The sequence below is a fragment of the Bradyrhizobium macuxiense genome (genome assembly GCF_001542415.1).
Lineage (GTDB): Bacteria > Pseudomonadota > Alphaproteobacteria > Rhizobiales > Xanthobacteraceae > Bradyrhizobium > Bradyrhizobium macuxiense.
Genome location: NZ_LNCU01000057.1, coordinates 28800 through 52257 on the forward strand (window position 1 = coordinate 28800; position 23458 = coordinate 52257).

Consider the following 23458-nt stretch of genomic DNA (forward strand, 5'->3'; position numbering starts at 1 on the left):
GGGTATGACCCCGGTCAGCGCGAAGCTGGCCGGGGCCTTTTCTTTTGAAACACCGTGAAATGCGCTGTTTGGCTGCTGGCGCGTCGGCGCGCAGCCCGATTCTGGTAGCGGCGACGGCGATCCGGCGCACGAGCGAGGCTGGCAGGCGCGTCCCGCCACCGGTCCCGTAGGCTTGGGGGCCGGAAAATGGAATCGGCAGCGGGAGCCCGCGCAGGCCGCCGCCTTCATGCGAGAGCGCGGCGGCTTGGTGCTTGATCTGGATCAACGCGCGTCGATGGTGCAGGCAGGAATCGTCGCGGCCATGGGGCTGCAGGATCGTCTGTTCATTGTGCTGATCGTGCTGGCGATGTTGGGAGCGGTGGCGCTGACGACCATTGTGGTGATGTCGCGCTGATGCGTCGGCCGCAGGGTGGGCGCGCACCTAGCTAGATCGCCGGCCAAGTCTTGCCTGATAGATAGCTCTCGCGAGAGCAGCGGCGATGTGAGGAGCAGCGCGAGCGGCAGGAGCGCGCCGGGCAAGCGCGCGTCGATGCCGCCGTCGCCCAGCCTTACGCCGACCTTGAGCGTCGAATTTTGGCGCTCGAACACGGCCGCTTCGAGGACTGCACCGACGTCGCAAGGCTGTGGGAGGTCGTGACCGAGCTGGTCGATGGCATCAAGGCCGCTGATCAGCGATCGGCCGAGAGCCGCTCGCGCGATGAGGTGATCGATCCGCCTGCACCATGGCCGAGGACGATGCAATGACCCGCGACCGCGCCGAGATGGTCCGCGAGATCGTCGACGATCTGAAGATCAGAGCGCGCGTCTGCGGCTTGAAGCGGTTGGCCCGCGAGACGTCGGCGCTGTACGAGAACTTGGTCGCGCACGGCGTGCCTGACGCGATCGTTACGAGTTACTTCGCAGTGGGCTTGATGCGCGAGCGGCTCGACGAGCAGCGGCGCGGACGTTCAGGGTGAGACGAACGCGACCATCATCATCGCCAGCGAAAGAAAGCCCAAGCCGAGAATCAGCAAAGTGAACCAATGATCGTTGAGGTTCAGCATACACTTCCCCACGGTGCTTGTAACGCCGGGAACGTACACCCTGCGCGGGAAGCTGGGAACATGCAGTTTGTGCCAGCGGGCTGGCGGTGCCTATCGCTGCGTCCTTTGCTCGGCTGCCACGTCGGCTTCTAGCATTTCAAGCTGGCTCGCCAGACCACTGAAGGTCCGGCTTATGTTCGTCAGAAGGGACGCTCGCTTAATGGAAATTCCAGCCTGTGTCGCGTGAGCCCTGTATTCGGATGCAAGCTTACGGCAGTCAGCAGCGGTCATCGCACGGTCGTTCATACGCGAGACCTGCCTCAAGGCTGGCCAGCGCTCAAATTAAAGATCGGCCATTTCCGACTGCCGGGAAATTGGCCTGTCGGCGCGGAGAGTTTCCTTCAGGCCGGGGGCGAGGTTTGGTCTAGCCGGCTGACCAATCTCACAGCGCGGCGGCACTCGCGCGTTAGCGGAATTAATTCCGATTTCGCGTTTTTGGAAATGGTGGTAATTTTCAGCATGCTCAAAGCCCCTGCAATTGCAGCGTTTCCAGCCGCCGCCATCCCGGAACCGCCCGAAGAACTGGCGGAGACCGGCCGCCACCTCTGGCGAACGGTGATGCATCGCTACGTCATCGAGGACGCCCACGCCGAGCTGCTGAAATTGGCCTGCCTGTCCGCCGATAGCGCCGCTTCCATGCGCCAACAGATTAAGGCCGAGGGCGAGACCGTCATCGGCTCAACCGGCCAACGGGCGAAAGCGCAAGGCGTGACCCAGCGCGCGCATTATGACCGCTAATGGGTCAGTCGCGTCATTTTTGGTCCGTTCGCTCAATGTCCGCTTATCCCCAACGGCGGCGCGAGAGCAGACATCCCTCAACCGCCGCTTGGGGCCATCAACGGACATGGTTGCGTGACTGCGCGACGGAGGAATCATGAAGAATCACGCTCGTGCGCCAGTTCAAGCGTCACGAGTCGCGCCAGTAAAGTCGCTGGATAAATTTGGCCGGTAATCGCCTCGACATTGGCGAGGCTGCGCGCATACGGATGCAGGGGCGCAATGTCGCCATAGCCGGTGGTCGTCAGGGTCACGAAGCTGAAGTAGATGAGATTGCCGGCGACGGCGAAGTCACCATGAAGCGCCGGAAGATTCGTGAACGCCTCCGGCGTCCCCAGCGCGACGAAGCCGTACAAGGCCACGAACGTCAACCCGATGATGAGATAGAGCAGGTCTGCGCCGACGACGCGGTGGTACGTGATCCGCCCCGGCCCGAACACGGCGCGCGCCACCACGACGCTCAGCGCGAGACCCGCGATCAGCCAAGCGGTCGAGTCGAGGTGCAGTCGGTGCGCGGTGACCGCTCGAAGTCCAGAAGGGCGGCCGTGACCACGAGCGCGATCGCGACCGCGATCGGGGCAGCCACAAAGAGGTTCCGCGAATACAAGAAGGCGGCGGGTAGGAGCACCAGCCCGAAGAAATATCCGAAGTGCTGTCCGGTCACGACGCCGGCGGCTTGCATCGGGCCGAGCACGAACAGTAGAAACGAGAGCATCAGCGTCAGCACCGTCAGCAGGGGATCGCTTAGACGCTGGAGGAGGCGATCAACACGTTTGGGCATTTCTCTACCCTCCCTCCGGCCTTTCAAACAAGCGGGCGGTCTCAATGCAATGCCCTTATCGGCTCATTTCCCCGTCGGAGCGGCGACACGAACTTCGCCTCATCCTCCTCGGCCATCAATCAGAACATCGCTTGTTCGCGCGATCTGCACCAAGGTCCGAGTGACGGGTGCACGTCGGGCACCTTTGCTCACCCACGAGGAATGTGAGATGCGCTGCGCAATCGAGGCTTGACATGGATCAAGATCCATCCGGGCGTTCGGCGGCCTGACGCCAGGGGTCTACTGGGTGATTGTCCGAGTCGGCTTGAGCCAAAATGCGAAGGACTCAACGCGAGCAAATCCAGTCAGCTATGCCCCACTGAGCGGGCCTCGATAAGACGTGCCGCCACGTCGCTGATGTGGCCAAAAGCTGAAGTCAGCTTTCTACCCCTTCCCGTTCCAAGCCCTGCCGCCGCCTCATTGAGCCAGATCAATACTCAGCTCGCCTCTGCCCCCACCTTCCCTGCATTGCATCCGCCAAAGAGGGCCATCATGCAAACCCTGCTCAAGGAGATCCGGCACAATCCTTTGCTGTGGTTACTCGTCGTCGTGCCCATCGTGCTGGTGGCCGAAAAGGCGGTGCCGGAGGCGCATACGTTTCTGTTCGTGCTCGCGGTCCTTGCCATCGTGCCACTGGCAGCACTTCTCAGCCACGCCACCGAGGCCGTCGCCGCCAAGACCGGCGATGCGGTCGGCGGCCTGCTGAACGCGACGCTCGGCAACCTCACAGAGCTTATCATCGCCGTGACCGCGCTTCATGCGGGCCAGCACATGTTGGTCAAGGCGTCAATCGCGGGCGCAATCGTTACCAACGCACTGTTCATGCTGGGCGCTTGCCTCCTGCTCGGCGGTTTGCGTTATCATGTCCAGGAATATAACCGCGCCGGCGGTCGGCTCTATTCGGCGCTGCTCCTGATGGCGACCGTCGCCCTTCTTGCCCCCTCCGCAGTTGCTGACCTTGATCTGGCCCACGGCGCGGTCCTCACGCAAAAGCTTAGCACCGGCCTCGCCGCGCTGCTCATCATAGCCTACGGTCTCGGCCTCGTGTTCTCGCTTCACACACACAAGGAATTTTTTGCAAGTGACGAACACGGCGAGGCGGAGGCGCATTGGCCTATTGGCCTTGCGGTCGGCATGCTTCTCGTGGTCACCGTGCTGGTCGCGCTTGTGAGCGAGATTTTTGTGGAATCCGTGCAGAAGGCGGCGGAAACATTCGGGATGAGCCCGGCCTTCGTTGGCTTCATCATCGTCTCGATCGTCGGCGCCGCGGCCGAGATGGCCGTGGCCTTCTCCGCCGCGCGCAGGAACCGCCTCGACATGAGCGTTTCGATCGCGCTCGGCAGCGCCTCGCAGATCGCACTGTTCGTCGCGCCGGTCCTGGTGCTGCTAAGCTATGTCGTGGGACCGACGCCGATGAACCTGCAGTTCTGGCCGGGTGCGGTGACTATGGTGATGATTTCGGCCGTCATGGCTACCTTCATTACCAACAGCGGGCGTTCGGCATGGTTTATCGGCGTCCTGCTCGTCTTCGTTTACGCCATCTTCGCCATGACGCTCTACGTCATCCCGCCGGCGGCACAAGGACCGGGATAAATCTCTTATGATGCGGGACTTACCCCCGGCGGTTGACTAGCGCTTCTCGCGCTCAAACCTCGCTTCTTGCTCGGCGTGCCATGTGCGCCATTCGGTGAGATGCGATCTGGCGCGGCGAAGAATGAAATGCCTCGGATCACTCCAGCCCTTCACATGGTCAGCTCGCGAAGTTAAACACGGCTCGGCGGACGGCGTCTCGCGCGTGCTGTCGCCAGACGTCAGGCCCATTTTCTCGAACGGATTCTTCAGCGGAAACACGCCGGGGTTGGCGCGCGAGATCGTATTCCGTGCGGTCCGCGCGGTCTTCATCGCGTGGTTGGTCGTGGTACGACGCTCGACCAGAACCTCGTTGCCTTCCGTGTCCTTTTCTTTTTTGTGGAGCAGCGCCTCAAAGAGAGTATCGGCGAACGCCGTGTCGATCTTCCTGACGTTCAGCGAGCCGATTGCGCAAGCCGCACGCCAACTATGCTCAGCTCATGGCCTTCCGCGCGAAGGCCGTGGAGATGGGCTATCCGTCGCTGGCGACCGCCGCCCTAGTCGGATTCGAGCTGCTGCAGCGGAAGGCACACATCTTCATCCGGTTCATGGCCGAGCACTATCGCCCCGCCGACCGACCGGACCACATCTTTGTCATCAACTACAAGACCGGCACCCGGTCATGGGAGCCGTTGTTCGACGCCAAGGGCGAGCCGCTCTATCCGCTCCTAATGTCGGAGCTTGATGCGATGAAGATCAAGCGTCCCACCGGAGGCCTGATGCTGCGCCGGGACAAGAACGGAAGGCCATGGGCCAGCAAGGGCGAGATGCTGACGCAGGTCGAGCGCAAGGCGCGCGAGATCATCGACGCCGCCAAACTGCCGAAGGAATTGACCTTCACCTCGTTCGGCCGCCATGGCGGTGCGACGGTATCGAAGGACTTTGGCCTCACGGTGCTGCAGCTACAGGAAAAGGGCCAGTGGTCCTCGCCCAACGCGATGCCACATTACCTGCACGGCAACGACGACGCCAAACAGGACGCGCAGCTCAAGCGCATCGAGCGGCGGACCAAGCAAACCGGCACTTCGAAGTAGTGGTCTGGCGAACATTCCGCGAAAGTTTGTAGGAATGCCGCAGCCCGGCTTGTAGGAATGGCGGAACACGATCCGCGCAAGCTCTTGAAAACATTGGAGCGGGTGAAGGGAATCGAACCCTCGTATTCAGCTTGGAAGTCGCGAAATTCCGAAGCGCGCTCAATAGCTATTCCGACATTTTGCAGCCTTGGAGGTGATTGAGACCACTACAGAATTTCTCGTTGTCGGAATGGCGGTGCGGTGGCTCGGCACCCAAGACAAGGCTATTCTATCTACTCAACTGAGTGGCCGGCAGCGCGGTGCAAGACGATGCTGACGCAAATTTACGAAATTGCGACACCGGCGGAAGCTGAGGCGATATCGGCGGTCGGTGTGGATCATGTCGGCGTGCTCGTCGGCGATGGTGCCTTCCCTCGGGAGCTTCCGGTTCAGAAAGCACTAGCCGTTATGAAGATGATCCGGGCGCCGTCCGTACTTTCAGCGCTATTCCTCTCGGCGGATGTCGCTCTTATCGAACGGATGGCACGGGAGCTTGATCCGCCCATCGTCCATCTTGGCGCATCAAGCGAATTGCTTACGCCTGATCTTGTCGTGGCGCTACGAAAGTCTCTGCCGAAGAGCAAATTCATGCGCAGCGTACCTGTCACGGGACCTGAGGCGGTAGGCGTGGCGCAAGCATATGATGGAGTTGTCGACTGGATCCTGCTTGACAGTCATCGCACGGGTGATGTGCAAATCGGCGCCCAGGGCGTGACGCACGACTGGAGCATCAGTCGAAAGATAGTGGAGAGTGTTCGCACCCCGGTAATCCTTGCTGGTGGCCTCGGACCAGACAATGTCAAAGAAGCTATTCGGTCGGTGCGACCGGCTGGTGTTGATTCGAAGACAAGAACCGATCAAGAGGGCACTCACTCAAAGGACCTGCGGAAGGTGGAAGCCTTCTATCGCGCTGCGACGAGCGGTTAGATCCCACTTCTCTTCTGGCCCTTCTCCGCCCCCGTTTCCGGCCGGATGGCCGCCTTGCGCCAATGGCAGCCCTCGCCAAAGAGCTCACTTCTAGTCGACCGGCGGAATGGTGCGCAACCAGGTAACGAGGGCGTTGCGATTATGCTCAGCCATCTTGCCAACTGGAATCCGGGAAGTCTCATCGGGGTCCGGACGGGCAACGTCCTTGGGGCTGGCGCGCCCTGGAAGCACGAGGCAGTTCCGGGCTTCTAGCATCGTCCAGAGCAAGCCTCGATTGCTGCGATCGTGAACGACAATTGCATGTTTCCGCTTTTCGGAGTGCGTTTTGGGTGTCACCATGCTCGTGAAAGGACGGGAGAGCCACCATGCGCTGGTGTGTCTCGGTCGGGGCGGTGCTTGTTGCGGGGGCGATAGTCGGAGGTGACGTTGCTGGCATTGCCGCGCCGACCCCGAACTCTCGATTCGCCGATGGCAACCGCGGTGTACAGCCCGTCAATGTCGAGCTCGTTATCGCAGTCGACGTCTCCTATTCGATGGATATGGACGAACTTGCCATTCAGCGCGAGGGCTATGCGCATGCGATCGTCTCGAAAGACTTCCTTCAGGCGCTGAGGGCCATTCCTGGCAGCAGGGTGGCCGTGACCTATTTCGAGTGGTCGATGTCGGGCGACGAGAAGATCATCATTCCCTGGCGCGTGATCGACGGCCCGGAATCGGCGGATGCCGTGGCTGCCGAGATCATGACAGCGCCGGTTCGTCGAGGTTCGAGTACCTCGATTTCCGGCGCGATTGATTTCGCGGTGCAGCTGTTCGAAGAGAACCCCTATCGCGGGTTGCGGCGCGTCATCGATATTTCCGGCGATGGGCCCAACAACGACGGAGCCCCCGTAACCGGCGCCCGCGACGCAGCCCTGGAGAAAGGCATAATCATCAACGGCCTCCCGATCATGGTGAAGGAGCCATCCCTCTCGACGACCGATATCGAGAATCTCGATCTCTATTACGAGGACTGCGTGATCGGAGGGCCAGGCGCCTTCGTCATGACGATCGAAGATCGCGAAAAATTCCAGGAAGCGATCCGGACCAAGCTTGTTCGCGAAGTTGCGGGCCTCGCGCCAGAGAGCGGGATCGTGCCAGCCGCCGAGAAAGAGCCTCGGGTGCCCTGTCTGATCGGCGAAAAAAAATCGCAGGAGCGCGGCCGGCGGTGAGTCTCGAGGCAATCATTCAGAGCCGGGACGAACAAACTTTGGACAGCAGCATATCATGGTCGCCGCCCCGCGCGCCGGAGCATTGGAGGTGCTAACGTCCGTTCGTGGCCCACACCGACGAATTCCCGGGCTCATCCAAATGGCGGCTGTTAAGGGTCGACCGGAAATGGCTGACGTATGGCCAAAACGACGCGACTGGCGAGCAGGTTTTGGAAACTGTGTCCAGCATACCTTCGTCAACATATATTGGGGCACAAGGAGGTGCGATATGGCGACAGCAGCTACCCAAGTCGTTTTTGACACGCCGGCGGCGGTGTTCCAGCTTCCGGCCACCGACGGCAAGGCTTACGCACTGGACGACGTTGCGGGCGAAAAAGGCACAGTCGTCGTCTTCATCTGCAACCATTGTCCCTATGTTAAAGCGGTGATCGGCCGCATGGTTTCGGACGCTCGCGTGCTTATGTCGGAGAGCATTGGCTTTGCGGCGATTTGCTCGAACGATGCGGCGAGCTATCCCGAAGACTCATTTGAGAATATGAAGCGTTTCGCGAAGGCTCATGATTTCCCGTTTCCATATCTCCACGACGAGACGCAGACAGTCGCTCGGGCGTATGGGGCGGTCTGCACGCCGGACTTCTTCGGTTACAATGCCGACCGCAAGCTCAAGTATCGCGGCCGGCTCGACGAAGGGCGCACAACTCCGCCTCGCGCCGGGGCGCCCCGAGAGCTTGTCGAGGCCATGCGCGCGATTGCGACCACCGGTCTGGCGCCAGCTGACCAAAAGTCGTCCGTTGGCTGCTCGATCAAATGGAAGGACGAATGAAGCCGATCCCTGTCAACAGGCTTCGTATTTGCGACCGCCGTGTGCGGCAGCATTTGCTGCGCATGTGCGAATTTGACTGGCGGCATCACGAGGGCGCTGCGGCTGCTGGCGACGTCGCTTCGCCCCCTTCTCCAGATCTGCTTCCGGGGCAACACGGACATCAACCGGTGAGATGCCCGGTTAAGCCCGTCGAACATGACACCCACAGCGGACGTTTCATTGAACCAGGCTGGACGTACCGGACCGCTTTGCGAAGCCGCATCAGATCGGAGCTCCACCATCGCCTCTGAGGCAATAGTCGCGCGGTGTTGCAGCCGAACTTCCGATTATACGATCGTGCAGCGTCGTAAACGGGGGCGAATCTCATGTTGGCTTTGCAGGTCCGACGCCCTAGAATCGTGGCGATCGCAGGACGAGCGAAATGCAGTATGTTTGCGACGCGCCGAAGGGTAAGACCTGGTTCCGTATCGAGACGGAAGGTGAAGCGGCGCATGAGTCGCGCCTGATGAACCACACTGTCGAGAAATATTTCCGCAACGAGCGGGAGAAGGCAGTCCAGTCCTGGCGTCCGGAGCGGCCCAACGCGATCGAGCGCGACATCGGGCTCGAGGCCCATGTACGACGAGAGATGCCGATTTTCCTCACGCTGCGCGACAGGGAGGGCACTGCACTGGCTACAGCGATGCTGCCACCGGGTGGCAAGGATCGCGGCAGGTTCCGGATCATCATCGTTGCCGCATCCAATGCCGATCCTTATCCTGAGCAGGAAGCGGCCATCGCTGCGCTGGGAGCGCATTTCGGTCTCACACTCGATCGTCACCGCTGCTTCCCTTATGGCCGCTAAGAAGCCTGACAAGTATCGCGCGGGATTGGAGCGACGTCGGCTCATGGCCCGTTTGGGACATGCCAACCGGCTCGGAAACTGTCCGCTTATCGGCGCCGCTCGCAATCGGGCTGTCGATCGCCCTTGGAAAGGGCGTCGTCACTGCGGTGAGCAATGCGGGATGGCGCGCCGATGAGCCCAAGCCTATACCTTTCGCCTCTTGAACGGCGAGACCGAGGGCCAATGTTGGCGCGTTTCCAGTCATAAGAAGTAGACATTCTCAAGGGAAACGCCGAAGCTGTCGGAGGTGCTTGCGTCGGCGGCAGGGGCCAGGAAACAGGTTGTACGAGCAACTCTCGGCGTCCGTCCGCGATTGGCCGATGACAGGATAGTGACCCGCCTTCTTGATCATGAACATCAAGCAGCTTCGCTTCTTTCTCCAGATCGCCGAGCTTGGAAGTGTGACGCGTGCAGCGACATTGCTGCACATCGCGCAACCTGCACTGTCCCGCCATGTCCGCCAGCTTGAGGAAGAACTCGGAGTTGCGCTATTCCAGCGCTCCGATCGCGGAGTTGCCTTGACCAGCGCCGGGATGCTGTTGCGCGATCGCGCCGTTGGCCTCCTGCAGCACGTTGATCGGGTCCGGCAGGAGGTGCGCGACGAGTTCAACGAGCCGAGCGGCGAGGTGACGGCGGCGATGCCGCCGTCCATGCTCGAACTCGTGACATTACCGTCGGTCGCCCGATATCGGGAGCGTCACCCGGGCGTGCTGCTGCGCGTCATCGAGGGTATCAGCGGCGTCCTGAATGCCTGGTCGATGGTTCACCTCGGAAAGGCTGACCTGGCGGTCGTGACCAATGTCGAGCCGCTGGCAACACTCGAGAGCACCGTGTTCCTGTGTGAGCCGCTGTGCCTGATCGGCCCCAGATCCGCCGGGCTCGATCCGGCTGCGTCGGTTGCGCTCGAGGAGGTGGCGACGAAGTCGCTGATCGTCCCGGGACGACCAAACAGCCTTCGGCTCATCCTTGAAACAGCAATGGCCGAGCGGAAATTCCCGCTTGATGTCGCGTTCGAGGGAAACTCTCCGACCCTGATCATGCTTGCCGTAGAAGCCGGGCTCGGCTTCGCCACCCTTCCGTTCTGCTCGGCCTACCGCTTCCTCTGCGAGGGGCGCGTCAGCCTCGCGCCGATCCGGCACCTCGATGTGTCGTGGGCGCTCGTCCAGTCGCGCGAACGGCCCTTGTCGGCGGCCGGAGAGCAGCTCAAGGTGACCCTGCGCGAGACCATCGCCTCCCAAATCGCCTCCGGCAGCTGGGCAATGGCGAAGCTCCTGCCCTGACCGCCGTGATCAGCATCGGGTTATGACCGTCATGCCGAGATAGTATTTCCTGCGGCAGACTGCGGACCGCTATCCCCTCGCTCGAGACGACGTCAAGAAATTCGTCCGACAGGGGAGACCGGCAATGAAGCAGCCTTCGGCAGCTGAGACGACCACGGTAGATGCGCGCCCGCTGGACTGGGTCCGCGAAATCACCCCGTATCAATGGCGCATCTTTGCGGTGGTGTGGCTGGGCTGGATTCTCGATTCCAGCGATTTCGGGCTGTTCTCCTTCGTGCTGCGCCCGGCTCTCTCTGAGCTGCTCGGCAGCCATGCGAACCTTGCCGAGCTTGGCCGAATTGGCGGTCTGCTCAGCATGGTCGGCCTGTTGGGTTGGGCCATTGGCGGCTTCGTGTTCGGGATCGTGGCTGATTATGCCGGCCGGCTGCGGACATTGGCCATCAGCATCCTGATCTTCAGTGTGTTCACCGGCCTGCAAGGCCTCGCACAGACGCCGCTGCAGCTCGGCGTCTTCCGCTTTCTCGCCGGCGTCGGCGCAGGCGCCGAGATCATCGTTGGAATCCCGCTGCTCGCGGAGGCGCTCAGCGGGCCGCACCGTGCCAAGGTTACCGGGATCATGATGACCGGTGGCGCGTTCGGCAGCCTGCTCGGGGCATCCATGTACGGCCTCCTCGCGCCTCTCGGCTGGCGCTACGTGTTCGCAGCGGGCATCGCACCGGCACTGCTGCTGTTCCTGCTCCGCCGCGGCGTAGCCGAACCGGAGTCGTTTGCCGCGGTGCAGGCGCGGCGATCGCGCGCCAGGCTCGCCGGAGGCAGCGTGTCGGATGCAGACCGCGAATTTCTTCGGTTCGTTCCGATGCAGCTCTTTGGCCGCAAGCTGATCTTCAACACCATCACTGGGCTGATGTTCTGCCTCGGCACGCTGCTGTCGATCTGGACGAGCCTGATCTGGCTGCCCACGATCCAGAGCCTGATGCTGGAGAAGGAAGCGATCTACGGCGCCGAGTCGATCGCGATCGTCAGCCACAACATGCAGCTCTGGAGCATCGGCGGCATCCTCGGTTATGCGACCTTCGGCTTCATTGCCGACCGGATCGGCCGCCGCGCCACCATCGCCCTCTACAACCTCGGAACGCTGACCGTTGGCCTCTACCTCTACTTCGGTGTCGACCACCACGCCCTCTATCCCTACCTGCTGCCGCTGTTCGGCTACTTCGTCTGGGGCGTGTTCTCCGGCCACGCCATCTACGTACCGGAGCTCTTCCCGACGCACGTTCGCGCCACTGCATTGTCGTTCTGCAACGGGACCGGACGCATCATTACAAGCTTCGGACCGCTCGTCGCGGGCCTGCTGGTCGCGCCGTTCGGCGGAAATTTCAGCAAGGCGGCCGGCGTGATGACCTGCTTTGCGCTGCTTAGCCTGCTCGCGGTCACTATCGGCCGCGAGACCAGGGACGACGCACTGCCGCAATAGACCGGAAAGGACAATCGAATGCGAGGGAGTGAAGAGATGTCGCTGATGGAGCAGCCCGTTGCAGCCGATCCTCACCGGGTCGAGCGGCGGGACGGTATGATTGTCGAATGGGACGTGCCGATCACGATGGATGACGGGGTCGTGCTGCGGGCAGATGTGTTTCGCCCGCCGGGCAGCACCGCCTGCCCGGTCATCATGAGCTACGGGCCTTACGCCAAGGGTTTGTCATTTCAGCAGGGCTATCCCTCGGCGTGGCAGCAGATGGTCGAGCAATTCCCGGAGGTCACGCATGGATCGAGCGGCCTCTATCAAAACTGGGAAGTCGTCGATCCCGAACGCTGGGTGCCGGATGGCTACGCCTGCGTGAGGGTCGACGGACGCGGTGCCGGGCGGTCGCCCGGTCACATCGAGCCCTGGTCAGGGCGCGAGAGCCGCGACCTCTACGCCTGCATCGAGTGGGCCGCGGCCCAGCCCTGGTCGAACGGCAAGGTCGGCCTCAACGGCATTTCCTATTACGGCATGAACCAATGGCAGGTGGCGTCGCTGCGCCCGCCCCACCTCGCGGCGATCTGCGTCTGGGAAGGCGCGGCCGATTTCTATCGCGACGTCAGCCATCACGGCGGGATCTATTGCACGTTCCTCGCCAACTGGTACCGCCAGCAGGTCACGTCGGTCCAGCATGGCCTCGGTCGCCGCGGTCCACGCAGCGTCGTCACCGGCGATCTGGTCTGCGGTCCGGAGACGCTGGACGCCGATGAACTCCCGGCACGCCGTAGCGATCCCGGTGAAAACGCCTATTCCCGTCCGCTCTGGGATCCGTTTTACCAGGAGCGGTCCGCGCAGTGGGACCAGATCGATGTGCCGTTACTGTCCGCAGCCAATTGGGGCGGCAACGGGTTGCACCTGCGCGGCAATATCGAGGGATTCCTCCGCGCTGCGTCCAAACACAAATGGCTGGAAGTCCACGGCCGCGAGCACTGGACCGAGTTCTACACGAACTACGGCGTGCACGTTCAAAAGCGCTTCTTCGACCATTTCCTCAAGGGCGAAGCCAACGGATGGGACAAGGAGCCGCAGGTCAAGCTCTGGGTGCGCCACGTCGATCGCTTCGAGCCGCACAGCGAACAGCAATGGCCGATCGCGCGCACCGAGTGGCGCAAGCTGTTCCTCGAGTGCAGCAACCTGGTCCTGCTCCCCTATCAACCCGAGCTGCAGGCAAGCCACAGCTACGCCGGACTGGGCGACGGCGCCACATTCCTGCTCCCGGCGCAGGATCGCGAGCTGGAGATCACCGGACCGCTTGCGGCAAAGCTGTTCGTCTCTTCTGAGACCACCGACGCCGACCTGTTCCTGGTCCTCCGGCTGTTCTCGCCCGACATGAAAGAGGTGGTATTCCAGGGCGCGCTCGATCCGCACACGCCGCTCGCGCAAGGCTGGCTGCGCGCCTCGCATCGCAAGCTCGATCCGCGGCAATCGACGGTCTATCGGCCGTATCATCCGCATGACGAGATCGAGCCTCTGCAACCCGGCCGCATCTACGAGCTCGACATCGAGATCTGGCCGACGTCGATCGTGGTGCCGGCGGGTTACCGGCTGGCGCTCACCGTGCGCGGCAAGGACTACGAGTATTCCGGCCCGTCGGCCCGCCTTTCCAATATCCGCAACGAGATGCGCGGCTGCGGACCCTTCCTGCACGACGATCCCCGCGATCGGCCGGCCTCCATCTTCGGCGGCAGGGTGACTTTGCACGCCGGACCCGCCTGCCCTTCACACCTGCTCGTGCCGATCGTGCCAACCAGAACGAACACCGCGCCATGACATCAAAAGTCATCATCACCTGCGCCATCACAGGGGCGATCCACACCCCTTCCATGTCGCCGCACTTGCCGATCACGCCGGATCAGATCATCGATGAGGCGGTCGCCGCCAGCGAGGCGGGAGCCGCCATCCTGCATCTGCATGCGCGCGATCCCGAAACCGGAAAGCCAGATCAGACCCCGGAAGGCTTTGCCAGGTTCCTGCCCCGCCTCAAGCAGCGCTGCGGTGCGGTGATTAATCTCACCACGGGCGGCAGCCCCTACATGAAGGTCGAGGAGCGGGTCCACCCCGCGGCCCGCTTCAAGCCGGAAGTCGCCTCGCTCAACATGGGCTCCATCAATTTCGGGCTCTTTCAGCTGCTTGACCGTTACAACGACTTCAAATTCGAATGGGAACGCCAGCATCTGGAAGCAACGCGCGATCTCGTGTTCCGCAATTCGTTCAAGGATATCGAATACATCCTCGAGACTTGCTACGGCAGCGACACAAGGTTCGAGTTCGAGTGCTACGACATCGGACATCTCTACAATCTCGCGCATTTTCTTGACTGCGGGCTAGTGCGTCCGCCGCTGTTCGTGCAGTCGGTGTTCGGCATCCTCGGCGGCATCGGCACCCACCTCGAAGACGTGATGCATATGAAGCGGACAGCCGACCGGCTGTTTGGCGCTCAGTATCGTTGGTCGGTGCTGGGTGCCAGATCCGCACAAATGCGAATTGCGGCAATGGCCGCCGCCATGGGCGGTCACGTCCGCGTCGGGCTTGAGGATTCGCTTTGGTCCGGCAGAGGCCGCCTGGCGCGATCCAATGCAGAGCAGGTCACCCTCGCCCGCAAGATCATCGAGGGCCTCGGACTGGAGGTCGCGAGCGCCGACGAAGCCAGGGACATGCTCGCGCTCAAAGGTGCGGCGCGCGTAGCGTTCTAGCGCGGTGCGGCAAGCAACAGACGCCGGCGCACTCACCCGAATGAATCAAGGAGGTCTGTGATGGACCGTGCATCACCACTCAATGGCCTGACTGTGCTGGTAACCGGCGCCGGCCGCGGCATCGGCCGCGCATGCGCGCTGTCCAGCGCGCAGGCCGGCGCCCGCGTCGTGGCCGTTGCCCGGACCCGGCGCGACCTCGACGATCTCAAGGAGGAAGCAGGCCCCCGGCTCGAGACCCGACAGGCTGATGTCACCGAGCACGCGTTCTGGCGCGAGCTGGAGTCGGACTCCAGCATCGACGTACTCGTCAACAATGCCGGTACCAATCGGCTTCAGGCCATCGACGAAGTCGACGATGCGACACTCGACCTGCTCCTCATGCTCAACGTCCGCTCGGCATTCAAGATCTCGCAGGCGGTCGCCAGGTCCATGATTGCACGGCGACGCGGTGGCGCGATCATCCACATCTCGTCGCAGATGGGTCACGTCGGAGCCGCCAAACGCAGCGTCTATTGCATGACCAAGCATGCCATCGAAGGCTTGACCAAGGCGATGGCCATCGAGCTCGCCGCACATGACATCCGGGTCAATGCTGTCGCCCCGACCATTGTCGAGACATCGATGACTGCGCTATTCCTGCAAGATGCGTCATATCGGCAGTTTGCGATGGACACCATTCCGCTGAAGCGGATCGCCGAGCCGCAGGACGTCGCCGAAGCGGTCGTCTACCTCGCCTCACCCGCCGCCCGGCTCGTCACCGGCACTAGCCTCAAAGTCGACGGCGGTGCGACGGCGCAATGAGGCGTGCTTTCCCTTTGAATCATCCAACTGAAGGGCACTAGCGATGCGCGCAGCATTCTATACACGACAGGGTCCGGCGCATGACGTCCTGCAGATCGGCGAACACCCGACCCCAGCACCGGGACCGGGAGAAGTCCGCGTCAAACTGCGGACCTCAGGCGTGAACCCTTCCGACTGGAAGGTTCGCCGTGGCGGATTTGGCCGCGGGCTCGCCGCACCGCTGGTGATTCCGCACAGCGACGGCGCCGGGGACATCGACGCCGTCGGTCCCGGCGTTGCCGATCGCGTCGGCGAACGCGTCTGGGTCTGGAACGGCCAATGGAAGCGTCCGCACGGCACCGCGGCCGAATACATCGTGCTGCCGAGCGCGCAGGCGGTGCCGCTGCCGGCCAATGTCGGCTACGCCGAAGGCGCCTGTCTTGGCATCCCTGCCCTGACCGCGGTCCAGGCCGTTCGCCTTGCCAACATCGATCGACACTCGACCGTGCTGGTTGCCGGAGGCGCGGGATCAGTCGCCCATTATGCTATCCAGTTGGCCAAGCTGCGCGGCGCCACGGTGATCACAACGGTCAGCGGGGACGCCAAGGCCGAGCATGCGGGGCGCGGCGGGGCGGATCACGTTGTCAACTACAGGACTGGGGATGTCGGCGCGCGCGTCAGAGACATCACCCAGGGGCGCGGCGTCGACACAATCATTGAGCTCGACCTGACGTCGAACGCGAAGCTGTATCCCCTACTGCTTCGTCCTCACGGCACGGTCGTGGTGTATGGCATGTCGGCCAACGAGTCGGTTCTGCCCAGTCTGTGGCTGATGCAGAACTCGATCACGCTGCGCCTGTTTCTGATCTATGACATTTCTGACGCGGATCGACTGGCCGGCATCGCCGAATTGACAAAGATCCTGAGCGAAGGACGGTTGGTCCACGCCATAGCACGCCGCTTGCCACTCGAAGCCATCGCCGAAGCCCACGACATGATAGAACGCGGAGATGTCGTAGGAAACGTCATCCTCAACATATCCGAGGAAACTCATGGTGGATGAGCGAAAAGACCGTCGGACAGGTTCGGTTTCGCGTCTGAGGCACCTGGACGCAACGAGCGCAGCAACGCCTTGTCGAAAGCTTGCGCAATGTCCGTGCTGAGATCGAGTTCGCGATCAAGACGCCCTCGCCTTTCCGCACGCGGCAATGCGCAGCTATACGCCATCGGCGTAAGAACAGTGGGATATCGGCTTCGGCCGGATTAAATCGAAGCACGCAACTCCGGCCGACACCTCGACGTCGAAAAAAGGAGAACGAGAACGCGCCCCAAAATACGTCAAACTACGCGAAGGCCGCCGCTAGCCCTACTCCCACTCGATCATACGCGGCCGCTGGGAGGTTATGTCGTAGACCGAACGATTGACGCGCCTGACCTCATTGATGAGGCCGGGCATTGGCGGCTGACAGGTGCATACTGGTCCAAAACGGTCCATTCTGTTTCGAAATCCTGCGCGCCCAGATGGTGTGGCCGTGGAAATAGCGAGCCGGCTAAACGCGCTGGTCGCCCAAGAAGCCCATCCAAATCGGGTGAAAGGAATGTGAGGAATCGTGTTAGCGGGTGGGCGACTCGAACCCCGACATCGTTGCTTAATCTTTCTCTTCACTTTGATCGGCAGAACTCTTCGGCGTAGACCGAACACTGAGCACCGCCTGCCATCAGCACGAACCGCCCTCAAGTCGTGTGTCGCCCCTACTCTCGCGCCTGACTCACCAACGTGTCGAAATTTGTGCAGGGCTCACTCACCCAATGAACGCCGATCCGGCACTTACCCTCGCTAGATTTTTCTTGATCTCCCGGTGCACACGTCGTGCACACGACACCTTGTAACCAATTGAAAAACCTGAACTCTCGATCCAGTCCATCATGAACAAGCTTGAGCTAGCTCCAGCAACCCAGGTCCAACTAGATCCCATAACAACGGCGTCATTTCGCAGATGCGGACTCTGAGGCTCGAATCTTCCCGCCCGAAAGGGCCGTCGGGAGTTCGAGTCAGTGGAGCGCTACCGTCTCTCCCCACACCAGCCGAACCTACGATACACTATCCAGTCCTTCGCATGACCACCGCATCCAGTCCTTCGCATGACCACCGCCCGCCCGTCCGGGCGAACCTTTAGGCCTCTCATCCTGGACGTCCAAAGACCCCAACCTTTGGAATCGCGCGTTAGCAGGCGTGCCGCGGCAAGGAAGCACGCCCTCAAGCTGCTACTTTAGTCTCACCTAGGACTGGGACTGCTATTCCCTTCCTGGCTGAAAATACGCGTAACGCGCGCCCCCGAACGGCATCGTCGCTGCGCTTGGCGCTCGTTCGGCCGGTCTCGAAAACGGCCGGCCGCAGCTGGTGCGTCAGGAACGCCTGTTACGCCACCGTCGTTGAATAGCAAATCCGTCACTCCCAAGTCTTTTGGTGAGACCCAAGAAGGGAGGAGCCGGCTCACAGATCATAGGGAGGACAATCATGGCTCGCATAACTCGACGCAAGCTTCTGGCGCTTTCCGGTGGAGGTGTAGTCGCAGCAAGAACCGGCGGGATCGCCGCAATTCTCGCCCTGAGGCAAGCGCCGGCCTACGCGCAAGGAACGACGATCCATTGGCTGCGCTGGAACGATTTCGTTCCAGCGTCAGACGAGGTGCTGCGCAAACAGATCGCGCCCGAATGCGAGAAAGCGCTCGGCGTCAAGCTCAACATCGAGATGATCAACGGTAATGACATTCAGGCGCGCACCACCTCGGCAATTCAGTCCGGCACCGGGCCGGACGTGATCTGCGTGCTCAACAACTGGGCACAGCTCTATCCCGAGAGCGTCTTCGATGTGAGCGACGTGGCCGAGGAGATCGGCAAGGCGCAAGACGGTTTCTACGAGGAATCACGCGTCGTCGCCAATGACGGCAAGAAATGGATCGCTGTGCCCTGGTGTGTGCTCGGCGCGCAATTGGCGTACCGCAAGTCCTGGTTCGCGGAGATCGGTTATGACGCGCCGAAATTCCCCCAGACTTGGGAGGAATATCGCGAGGCTGGTAAGAAGCTCAAGGCGAAGGAGCGGCCCTTCGGTCAAGCGGTCAGCCACAGCTTTGGCGACCCGCCTACTTATGCCTATCCCTATCTTTGGTCATGGGGCGGCAAGGAGGTCGAGGCGGACGGTAAGACGGTGGTGCTGAATTCGAAGGAGACGGTCGATTCCGTCAACTTCGCCGTTGGCTTCTGGAAGGATGCCTATGACGATGGCGGCCTCGCCTGGGACGACAGCAGCAATAACCGGGCCTTCCTCGCAGGTACGATCAGCAGCACATTAAACGGCGCCTCGATCTATATTGAGGCCAAGCGAAAGCCCGAGGTCTATCTTACGGAAACCGGCACTCCGCTTTTTAAGGACATCTTGCATGCGCCGCTCCCGAAGGGTGCCGCCGGTCAGTTCGGCTATCACCTGCCGATGTCGAACATGCTAATGAAGTATGTGAAGGATCCAAAGCCCGGCAAGGAGTTCCTGCGCTGGATCACCTCGAAACCGGTCTATCAGCCGTGGTTCGACTCGCAGCAGGGCTATTCCGTTGGAGCGACCACGATTTGGGAGAAGGACAAGCTTTGGGATAAGGACCCCGTGATGCTGCCCTTCCGGACGGCGGCGCGCGCCGGGCGCTTCCCCGGCTACGCCGGACCGGCTGACCGGCACGCAGCCGAGGTACTGAGCAAGTACATCATCGTCGACATGACCGCCAAGGCGATACAAGGCATGCCGGAGCAGGATGCCGTGAAATGGGCACAGGGTGAGGTCGCGAGCGTCCATGCCGCTTGAAGCATCTGTCCCTGTGCACTAGGTTTGTTACGCGCTGGCGCTGCGGCCGTGCTCGCAGCGCTTGCGCATTCAGTTCGGAGTGGGCTCGATGGCCGCCGAATCTGTCGTCGCCGCAAAGTCATATACTGCCGCGCCGCGGCGCGGAGCTGTCACGCGAGTCCTCGAGAACGAGCGCTGGTTCGCCTTCTTCCTGCTGCTGCCGACCGCGGTGCTGCTCGGCCTGTTCATGGCCTACCCCTTCATCAAGGGCGTGATGCTGGCCCTGAGTGATGCCAAGGTCGGCGTACCCGGAAGCTTCGTCGGACTGCAGAACTTCACCGCGCTGCTGAACGACAGCATCTTCCGGACCGCAGTCTGGAACACGATCGTTTACACAGCGGTGACGACCGTCTTCAAGCTGGCTCTGGGCCTATGGCTTGCTCTGCTGCTCAACCGGCATTTCAGGGGAAAGGCCGTAACCCGCGCCTTCGTCCTGTTGCCCTTCATCATCCCCACCGTGCTCTCAACCTTTGCGTGGAAGTGGATGTTCGATCCGACTTTCAGTGTCATCAACTGGACTCTCTTTCACCTCGGCATCATCCGCACCCGCATCAACTGGCTGAGTGATCCCGGACTTGCACTCATCTCGGTGATCATCGTCAACATCTGGCGCGGCGTGCCATTCTACGCGATCAGTCTGCTGGCTGGATTGCAGACCGTCAACCCGGAGCTGGCCGAGGCTGCAGCGATCGACGGAGCGCGGCCTTGGCAACGTTTCCGCTACATCACCTGGCCGTTGTTGCTGCCGGTCACCATGGTCGTTGTGTTGTTCTCGGTGATCCAGACCTTCGCCGATTTCCAGCTCGTCTATGTACTGACCGGTGGCGGACCGGCCAACGCCACCCAGCTCTTCGCAACGTACGCCTATCAGATCGGCGTCGGCACGGGTCTGCTGGGCCAGGGCGCAGCGATATCGCTCGCCATGTTTCCGGTGCTGCTGGTCGTCGTCGTCGTGCAGCTTCTTTATATCCGCCGCGTGGAGATACACTAATGATCGAGGGTGCACGTTGGCGACGTTGGGTCTTCTTCAATCTCCCGCTTGCGCTGTTCGTGATCGGGCTGCTTTTCCCGTTCTATTGGATGATGGTGACGACGGTGCGGCCGGACGCCGAGCTCTATCGGCCGTGGATGGCGCCGAACTACACGCCCTTCTGGACGCTTCATCCCACCCTTGACCATATCCGGTACCTGCTGGACGAGACGCTGTTCAGCAGGTGGATGCTGAACACCTTCTTCATCTCCGTGCTAGCGACGGCGATCTCGCTTTTCTGCGGACTCCTCGCGGGGTACGCCCTCTCCCGGCTCAAATTTCCGTTCGCCGGCAGCCTCGGCACCGGCATCTTCATCACCTATCTCGTGCCGCAGACGCTGCTATTCATTCCGCTCGCCGATATCATCCGCAACTTTCGCCTCGGCGATACGCCCTGGGCGCTCATTCTTACGTACCCCACCTTCCTCATCCCTTTCTGTACCTGGTTGTTGATGGGTTACTTCAAGGCGATCCCGCGCGAGCTCGAGGAATGCGCACGCATCGACGGCGCCACGCGGTGGCAAGCGATGGTCTACATCGTCTTCCCGGTCGCCGTGCCGGGCATCCTCTCGGCCGGAATCTTCGCCTTCACCCTGTCGTGGAACGAGTTCATCTACGCGCTCGTCTTCCTCTCCTCGCCGGAGGAGAAGACGGTCTCCGTCGGCATCACTTCGGAGCTCGTCCGCGGTGACGTGTTCTACTGGGGCTCGCTGATGGCCGGGGCCCTTCTTGGTTCGGTACCGGTGGCGCTGATCTATTCTCTCTTCGTCGAGTACTACGTCGCCGGCATTACCGGATCCATCAAGGGGTAACCGCAAATCCGCCGGAGGGTGAGCCATGGCTCGGGTCATCATACGGAGCTTGAACAAGAAGTTTGACGGAGTTCACGCCGTCAAGGACGTGAATCTCGAGATTCATGACAAGGAATTCGTGGTTCTTGTCGGTCCTTCCGGCTGCGGCAAAACGACGACGCTCCGTATGGTGGCCGGCCTCGAATCGATCACTTCGGGTGAGATTCTGATCGGCGATCGGGTTGTCAACGAGCTGCCCCCGATGGATCGGGATATCGCCATGGTGTTCCAGAACTATGCCCTTTACCCGCACATGAGCGTCTACGACAACATGGCCTTCGGCCTGAAGATGCGGGGGTTCGACCGTATCGAGATCGCCAATCGCGTGCAGGTTGCCGCCGAAATCCTCGGTATCCAGGAGCAGCTGCAACGCAAGCCGCGCCAGCTGTCGGGCGGCCAGCGGCAGCGCGTCGCTTTGGGCCGCGCCATCGTACGGCATCCGCAGGTGTTCTTGTTTGATGAACCGTTATCGAACCTCGACGCCAAGCTGCGCATTCAGATGCGAGTGGAGATCAAGAAGATCCATGTCCGCCTCGGCACCACCGCGATCTACGTGACGCACGATCAGGTCGAGGCGATGACGCTCGGCGATCGCGTGGTGGTCATGAAGGATGGTGTCGTTCAGCAGGTGGGGGAACCGCTCGAGCTGTACAACGAGCCCGCCAACCGCTTCGTGGCAGGCTTCATTGGCTCTCCCGCGATGAACTTCGCGACGGTAGAAGTGGCTAACGCGGACGGCGCCCTGTGGGCTCGCCATGAAGGGATCCGTATCAAGCTGCCGGCAAGGATCGCGGACCGGCTCCGGCGATACTTGGGAGAGAAGGTCACACTTGGGATTCGGCCGGAGGATCTGCGCGTCGCGTCTAGCAGCGATACGGCGGACCTTAGCTTCGATTCCGTAGTCGAGGTCATCGAGAAGCTCGGCTCTGAGATTCTCCTGGATGTGAAGGTGGGCCCCAACACGATGGTTGCCGCTGTGGAGCCGACCGTCAAAGCGAAGATTCATGACCGCCTTCGCCTCGCGCTGGATCCCGACCGGCTGTACTTCTTTGACGGTACGTCGCAAGCGGCAATCTGAGCCTTTCACGCGAACCGAGTTACCCGGCGGTCACTGTGCACACATAGAGATGTTGCTCGGTAAGCGCCGCCACCTTATCGACCCACCTACCACCGGAACAGATCAATTGCGACAGCAACGCAGGGCGGCCATTCGGCGAAGTCGTCTCCGTCCATATTGACAAATCATTCATCAGGGATGGCGTCTTGACGAGCAAAATTCATGCGGTGGTCGATAGCAACGGTCTGCCGGTACGGCTGGCGTTGAGCCCGGGCGAGGCACACGACGTTCGGCTTGCCGGAAAACTGCTGTCTCGTCTGAAATCCGGGTCAATGCTACTTGCCGACCGCGGCTATGACGCCGACTGGATCAGAGAGCTTGCCATGAAGAAGGGAGCATGGGCCAACATCCCGCCGAAAAGCAATCGCAGCGGTCCGATCTGCTTCAGCCCGTATCTCTATCGCGCTCGCAACCAGGTCGAGCGGTTCTTCAACAGGATCAAACAATGTCGTAGGGTGGCGACACGCTACGATAGGCTTGCTGCCAACTACCTCGCTTTCGTTCAATTGGCGTCAATCGGGCTATGGCTCCGCCTTAATGAGTCCGCGTCCTAGCACTACTTTGGCAGAAACTGTTTTTGTAGCGACTTTTCAAGGATTCGTCTTCTGCAGTACGGACACCGCTGAGCCCGCGGTCGCAGGATGAGATCGACGATGGCGTGACGTACTGCGGGCATGGTTGGCTGAGGCGGAGGCCCGTTGATTCTTTTTTTTCCGCCCCGCATATGCGAGGCGACGATGTTGCAGGAAGGCGTAGGCGATCATGGTCATTAGAGCGTGACGATGAAGGCCTTGCCATGATCGCCCTTCGAAGTGATCAAGTCCAAGCTCCTCTTTCAACTGCTGATGCGCCTGCTCGCAGATCCATCGTGCCTTGATGGTGGCGGCCAGTGTGCGCAGATCCGTCGCCGCAGGSAGRTTGGCGAGATAGTATTTCTTCTCCCCTGAGGCACGTTGCTCGCCAATGAGCCAGGCTTCGTCGCCCGGAAGATGCTGCTGACCCTTATCCCAAATCCGCTGCGGAGGGCCGTCGGCGGTGCGGACACGAAGAGCAGCAAATCGAGCTTTCAGC

24 protein-coding genes and 2 pseudogenes are annotated in these 23458 nt (G+C 61.4%); 22 read left to right on the forward strand and 4 right to left on the reverse strand.

Translation table 11 applies throughout. The features are described from left to right. A partial coding sequence (locus AS156_RS43735; protein WP_210184215.1) for a hypothetical protein occupies nt 1–265 on the reverse strand: 265 nt, incomplete at its 3' end. On the opposite strand from AS156_RS43735, the gene AS156_RS42890 reads away from it, so the two are divergent. The 4 genes from AS156_RS42890 to AS156_RS18125 all read left to right on the forward strand — a co-directional run bounded on the left by AS156_RS42890 (nt 245) and on the right by AS156_RS18125 (nt 1820). Beyond that, nucleotides 245–394: a hypothetical protein gene (locus AS156_RS42890; protein ID WP_160331110.1), complete on the forward strand. Its 150-nt coding sequence runs from the start codon at nt 245–247 to the stop codon at nt 392–394. The two genes, AS156_RS43735 and AS156_RS42890, sit on opposite strands and share 21 nt — an antisense overlap. 179 nt (nt 395–573) lie before the next feature. Next, complete coding sequence (locus AS156_RS42895) at nt 574–744, forward strand: hypothetical protein (protein WP_160331111.1); 171 nt, start codon at nt 574–576, stop codon at nt 742–744. After that, on the forward strand, nt 741–956 hold the full coding sequence (locus AS156_RS18115; RefSeq protein WP_066506982.1) for a hypothetical protein: 216 nt from the start codon (nt 741–743) through the stop codon (nt 954–956). The genes AS156_RS42895 and AS156_RS18115 overlap by 4 nt, the downstream gene beginning before the upstream one ends. A gap of 567 nt (nt 957–1523) precedes the next feature. Continuing rightward, complete coding sequence (locus tag AS156_RS18125; protein ID WP_066506987.1) at nt 1524–1820, forward strand: hypothetical protein; 297 nt, start codon at nt 1524–1526, stop codon at nt 1818–1820. A 134-nt stretch (nt 1821–1954) separates the two neighbouring features. On the opposite strand, the gene AS156_RS44535 is transcribed toward AS156_RS18125, so the two are convergent. Beyond that, nucleotides 1955–2311, reverse strand: a complete 357-nt coding sequence (locus AS156_RS44535) for a potassium channel family protein (RefSeq protein ID WP_245312919.1) — start codon at nt 2309–2311, stop codon at nt 1955–1957. A 26-nt stretch (nt 2312–2337) separates the two neighbouring features. Further along, nucleotides 2338–2640: a hypothetical protein gene (locus AS156_RS44540; RefSeq protein ID WP_245312921.1), complete on the reverse strand. Its 303-nt coding sequence runs from the start codon at nt 2638–2640 to the stop codon at nt 2338–2340. A gap of 531 nt (nt 2641–3171) precedes the next feature. Between AS156_RS44540 and cax the strand changes: the two genes are divergently transcribed. From cax to AS156_RS18220, 18 genes and pseudogenes are all read left to right on the forward strand, one after another. Beyond that, entirely contained in the window at nt 3172–4272 is a 1101-nt protein-coding gene (gene cax, locus AS156_RS18135) for a calcium/proton exchanger (protein ID WP_066506990.1), read from the forward strand. A gap of 443 nt (nt 4273–4715) precedes the next feature. Then, on the forward strand, nt 4716–5342 hold the full coding sequence (locus tag AS156_RS18145) for a hypothetical protein (RefSeq protein ID WP_201456058.1): 627 nt from the start codon (nt 4716–4718) through the stop codon (nt 5340–5342). Nucleotides 5343–5651: 309 nt separating this feature from the next. Next, complete coding sequence (locus tag AS156_RS18150) at nt 5652–6308, forward strand: phosphoribosylanthranilate isomerase (RefSeq protein WP_066506995.1); 657 nt, start codon at nt 5652–5654, stop codon at nt 6306–6308. A gap of 365 nt (nt 6309–6673) precedes the next feature. After that, nucleotides 6674–7516: a DUF1194 domain-containing protein gene (locus tag AS156_RS18155; protein WP_066506996.1), complete on the forward strand. Its 843-nt coding sequence runs from the start codon at nt 6674–6676 to the stop codon at nt 7514–7516. A 268-nt stretch (nt 7517–7784) separates the two neighbouring features. Continuing rightward, a complete protein-coding gene (locus AS156_RS18160) occupies nt 7785–8339 on the forward strand; it encodes a thioredoxin family protein (RefSeq protein WP_066506997.1) in 555 nt (184 codons plus the stop codon). 421 nt (nt 8340–8760) lie between these two features. After that, a complete protein-coding gene (locus AS156_RS18165; protein WP_066506998.1) occupies nt 8761–9183 on the forward strand; it encodes a hypothetical protein in 423 nt (140 codons plus the stop codon). 389 nt (nt 9184–9572) lie between these two features. After that, nucleotides 9573–9743: pseudogene (locus tag AS156_RS46035) on the forward strand (LysR family transcriptional regulator); the annotation flags it as partial. 18 nt (nt 9744–9761) lie between these two features. Continuing rightward, nucleotides 9762–10502: a LysR substrate-binding domain-containing protein gene (locus AS156_RS18170; protein ID WP_245312923.1), complete on the forward strand. Its 741-nt coding sequence runs from the start codon at nt 9762–9764 to the stop codon at nt 10500–10502. 124 nt (nt 10503–10626) lie between these two features. Continuing rightward, nucleotides 10627–11976, forward strand: a complete 1350-nt coding sequence (locus AS156_RS18175) for an MFS transporter (protein WP_066507000.1) — start codon at nt 10627–10629, stop codon at nt 11974–11976. Nucleotides 11977–11994: 18 nt separating this feature from the next. Continuing rightward, the gene (locus AS156_RS18180) at nt 11995–13794 is read left to right on the forward strand and encodes a CocE/NonD family hydrolase (protein WP_245312925.1); all 1800 of its coding nucleotides are present in this window, start codon (nt 11995–11997) and stop codon (nt 13792–13794) included. Continuing rightward, nucleotides 13791–14717, forward strand: coding sequence for a 3,5-dioxohexanoate:acetyl-CoA acetone transferase (gene kce, locus AS156_RS18185; protein WP_066507001.1), 927 nt, complete (start codon nt 13791–13793; stop codon nt 14715–14717). The genes AS156_RS18180 and kce overlap by 4 nt, the downstream gene beginning before the upstream one ends. Nucleotides 14718–14777: 60 nt before the next feature. Further along, on the forward strand, nt 14778–15518 hold the full coding sequence (locus AS156_RS18190) for an SDR family NAD(P)-dependent oxidoreductase (RefSeq protein WP_066507003.1): 741 nt from the start codon (nt 14778–14780) through the stop codon (nt 15516–15518). Between the two features lie 43 nt (nt 15519–15561). Continuing rightward, nucleotides 15562–16560 carry an NADPH:quinone reductase gene (locus AS156_RS18195; protein ID WP_066507004.1) on the forward strand — a complete coding sequence of 333 codons (999 nt, stop codon included), beginning with the start codon at nt 15562–15564 and terminating at the stop codon, nt 16558–16560. A 1455-nt stretch (nt 16561–18015) separates the two neighbouring features. Continuing rightward, nucleotides 18016–19350, forward strand: coding sequence for an ABC transporter substrate-binding protein (locus AS156_RS18200; protein WP_066507005.1), 1335 nt, complete (start codon nt 18016–18018; stop codon nt 19348–19350). A gap of 88 nt (nt 19351–19438) precedes the next feature. After that, entirely contained in the window at nt 19439–20380 is a 942-nt protein-coding gene (locus AS156_RS18205; protein WP_066507012.1) for a carbohydrate ABC transporter permease, read from the forward strand. Beyond that, nucleotides 20380–21231 carry a carbohydrate ABC transporter permease gene (locus tag AS156_RS18210; RefSeq protein ID WP_066507015.1) on the forward strand — a complete coding sequence of 284 codons (852 nt, stop codon included), beginning with the start codon at nt 20380–20382 and terminating at the stop codon, nt 21229–21231. Before AS156_RS18205 ends, AS156_RS18210 begins: the two co-directional genes overlap by 1 nt. Nucleotides 21232–21256: 25 nt before the next feature. Beyond that, nucleotides 21257–22348 (forward strand): ABC transporter ATP-binding protein, encoded by a 1092-nt coding sequence (locus AS156_RS18215; RefSeq protein ID WP_066507017.1) that lies wholly within the window; start codon nt 21257–21259, stop codon nt 22346–22348. A gap of 179 nt (nt 22349–22527) precedes the next feature. Next, nucleotides 22528–22941: pseudogene (locus tag AS156_RS18220) on the forward strand (IS5 family transposase); the annotation flags it as partial. Between the two features lie 36 nt (nt 22942–22977). Here the strand turns inward: AS156_RS18220 and AS156_RS40790 are convergent. Beyond that, nucleotides 22978–23458: transposase (locus tag AS156_RS40790; protein ID WP_144440955.1), on the reverse strand; the 481-nt coding region annotated here is incomplete at its 5' end.

What these genes read in the sequence shown, in the direction of transcription:
- AS156_RS18125 (WP_066506987.1), top strand. Translation starts at nt 1,524, where the DNA reads ATGGTGGTAATTTTCAGCATGCTCAAAGCCCCTGCAATTGCAGCGTTT.
- AS156_RS44540 (WP_245312921.1), bottom strand. Translation starts at nt 2,640, where the DNA reads ATGCCCAAACGTGTTGATCGCCTCCTCCAGCGTCTAAGCGATCCCCTG.
- cax (WP_066506990.1), top strand. Translation starts at nt 3,172, where the DNA reads ATGCAAACCCTGCTCAAGGAGATCCGGCACAATCCTTTGCTGTGGTTA.
- AS156_RS18195 (WP_066507004.1), top strand. Translation starts at nt 15,562, where the DNA reads ATGCGCGCAGCATTCTATACACGACAGGGTCCGGCGCATGACGTCCTG.
- AS156_RS18155 (WP_066506996.1), top strand. Translation starts at nt 6,674, where the DNA reads ATGCGCTGGTGTGTCTCGGTCGGGGCGGTGCTTGTTGCGGGGGCGATA.
- AS156_RS18190 (WP_066507003.1), top strand. Translation starts at nt 14,778, where the DNA reads ATGGACCGTGCATCACCACTCAATGGCCTGACTGTGCTGGTAACCGGC.
- AS156_RS18180 (WP_245312925.1), top strand. Translation starts at nt 11,995, where the DNA reads ATGCGAGGGAGTGAAGAGATGTCGCTGATGGAGCAGCCCGTTGCAGCC.
- AS156_RS18115 (WP_066506982.1), top strand. Translation starts at nt 741, where the DNA reads ATGACCCGCGACCGCGCCGAGATGGTCCGCGAGATCGTCGACGATCTG.
- kce (WP_066507001.1), top strand. Translation starts at nt 13,791, where the DNA reads ATGACATCAAAAGTCATCATCACCTGCGCCATCACAGGGGCGATCCAC.
- AS156_RS18215 (WP_066507017.1), top strand. Translation starts at nt 21,257, where the DNA reads ATGGCTCGGGTCATCATACGGAGCTTGAACAAGAAGTTTGACGGAGTT.
- AS156_RS18165 (WP_066506998.1), top strand. Translation starts at nt 8,761, where the DNA reads ATGCAGTATGTTTGCGACGCGCCGAAGGGTAAGACCTGGTTCCGTATC.
- AS156_RS18200 (WP_066507005.1), top strand. Translation starts at nt 18,016, where the DNA reads ATGGCTCGCATAACTCGACGCAAGCTTCTGGCGCTTTCCGGTGGAGGT.
- AS156_RS18150 (WP_066506995.1), top strand. Translation starts at nt 5,652, where the DNA reads ATGCTGACGCAAATTTACGAAATTGCGACACCGGCGGAAGCTGAGGCG.
- AS156_RS18175 (WP_066507000.1), top strand. Translation starts at nt 10,627, where the DNA reads ATGAAGCAGCCTTCGGCAGCTGAGACGACCACGGTAGATGCGCGCCCG.
- AS156_RS18160 (WP_066506997.1), top strand. Translation starts at nt 7,785, where the DNA reads ATGGCGACAGCAGCTACCCAAGTCGTTTTTGACACGCCGGCGGCGGTG.
- AS156_RS18210 (WP_066507015.1), top strand. Translation starts at nt 20,380, where the DNA reads ATGATCGAGGGTGCACGTTGGCGACGTTGGGTCTTCTTCAATCTCCCG.
- AS156_RS18205 (WP_066507012.1), top strand. Translation starts at nt 19,439, where the DNA reads ATGGCCGCCGAATCTGTCGTCGCCGCAAAGTCATATACTGCCGCGCCG.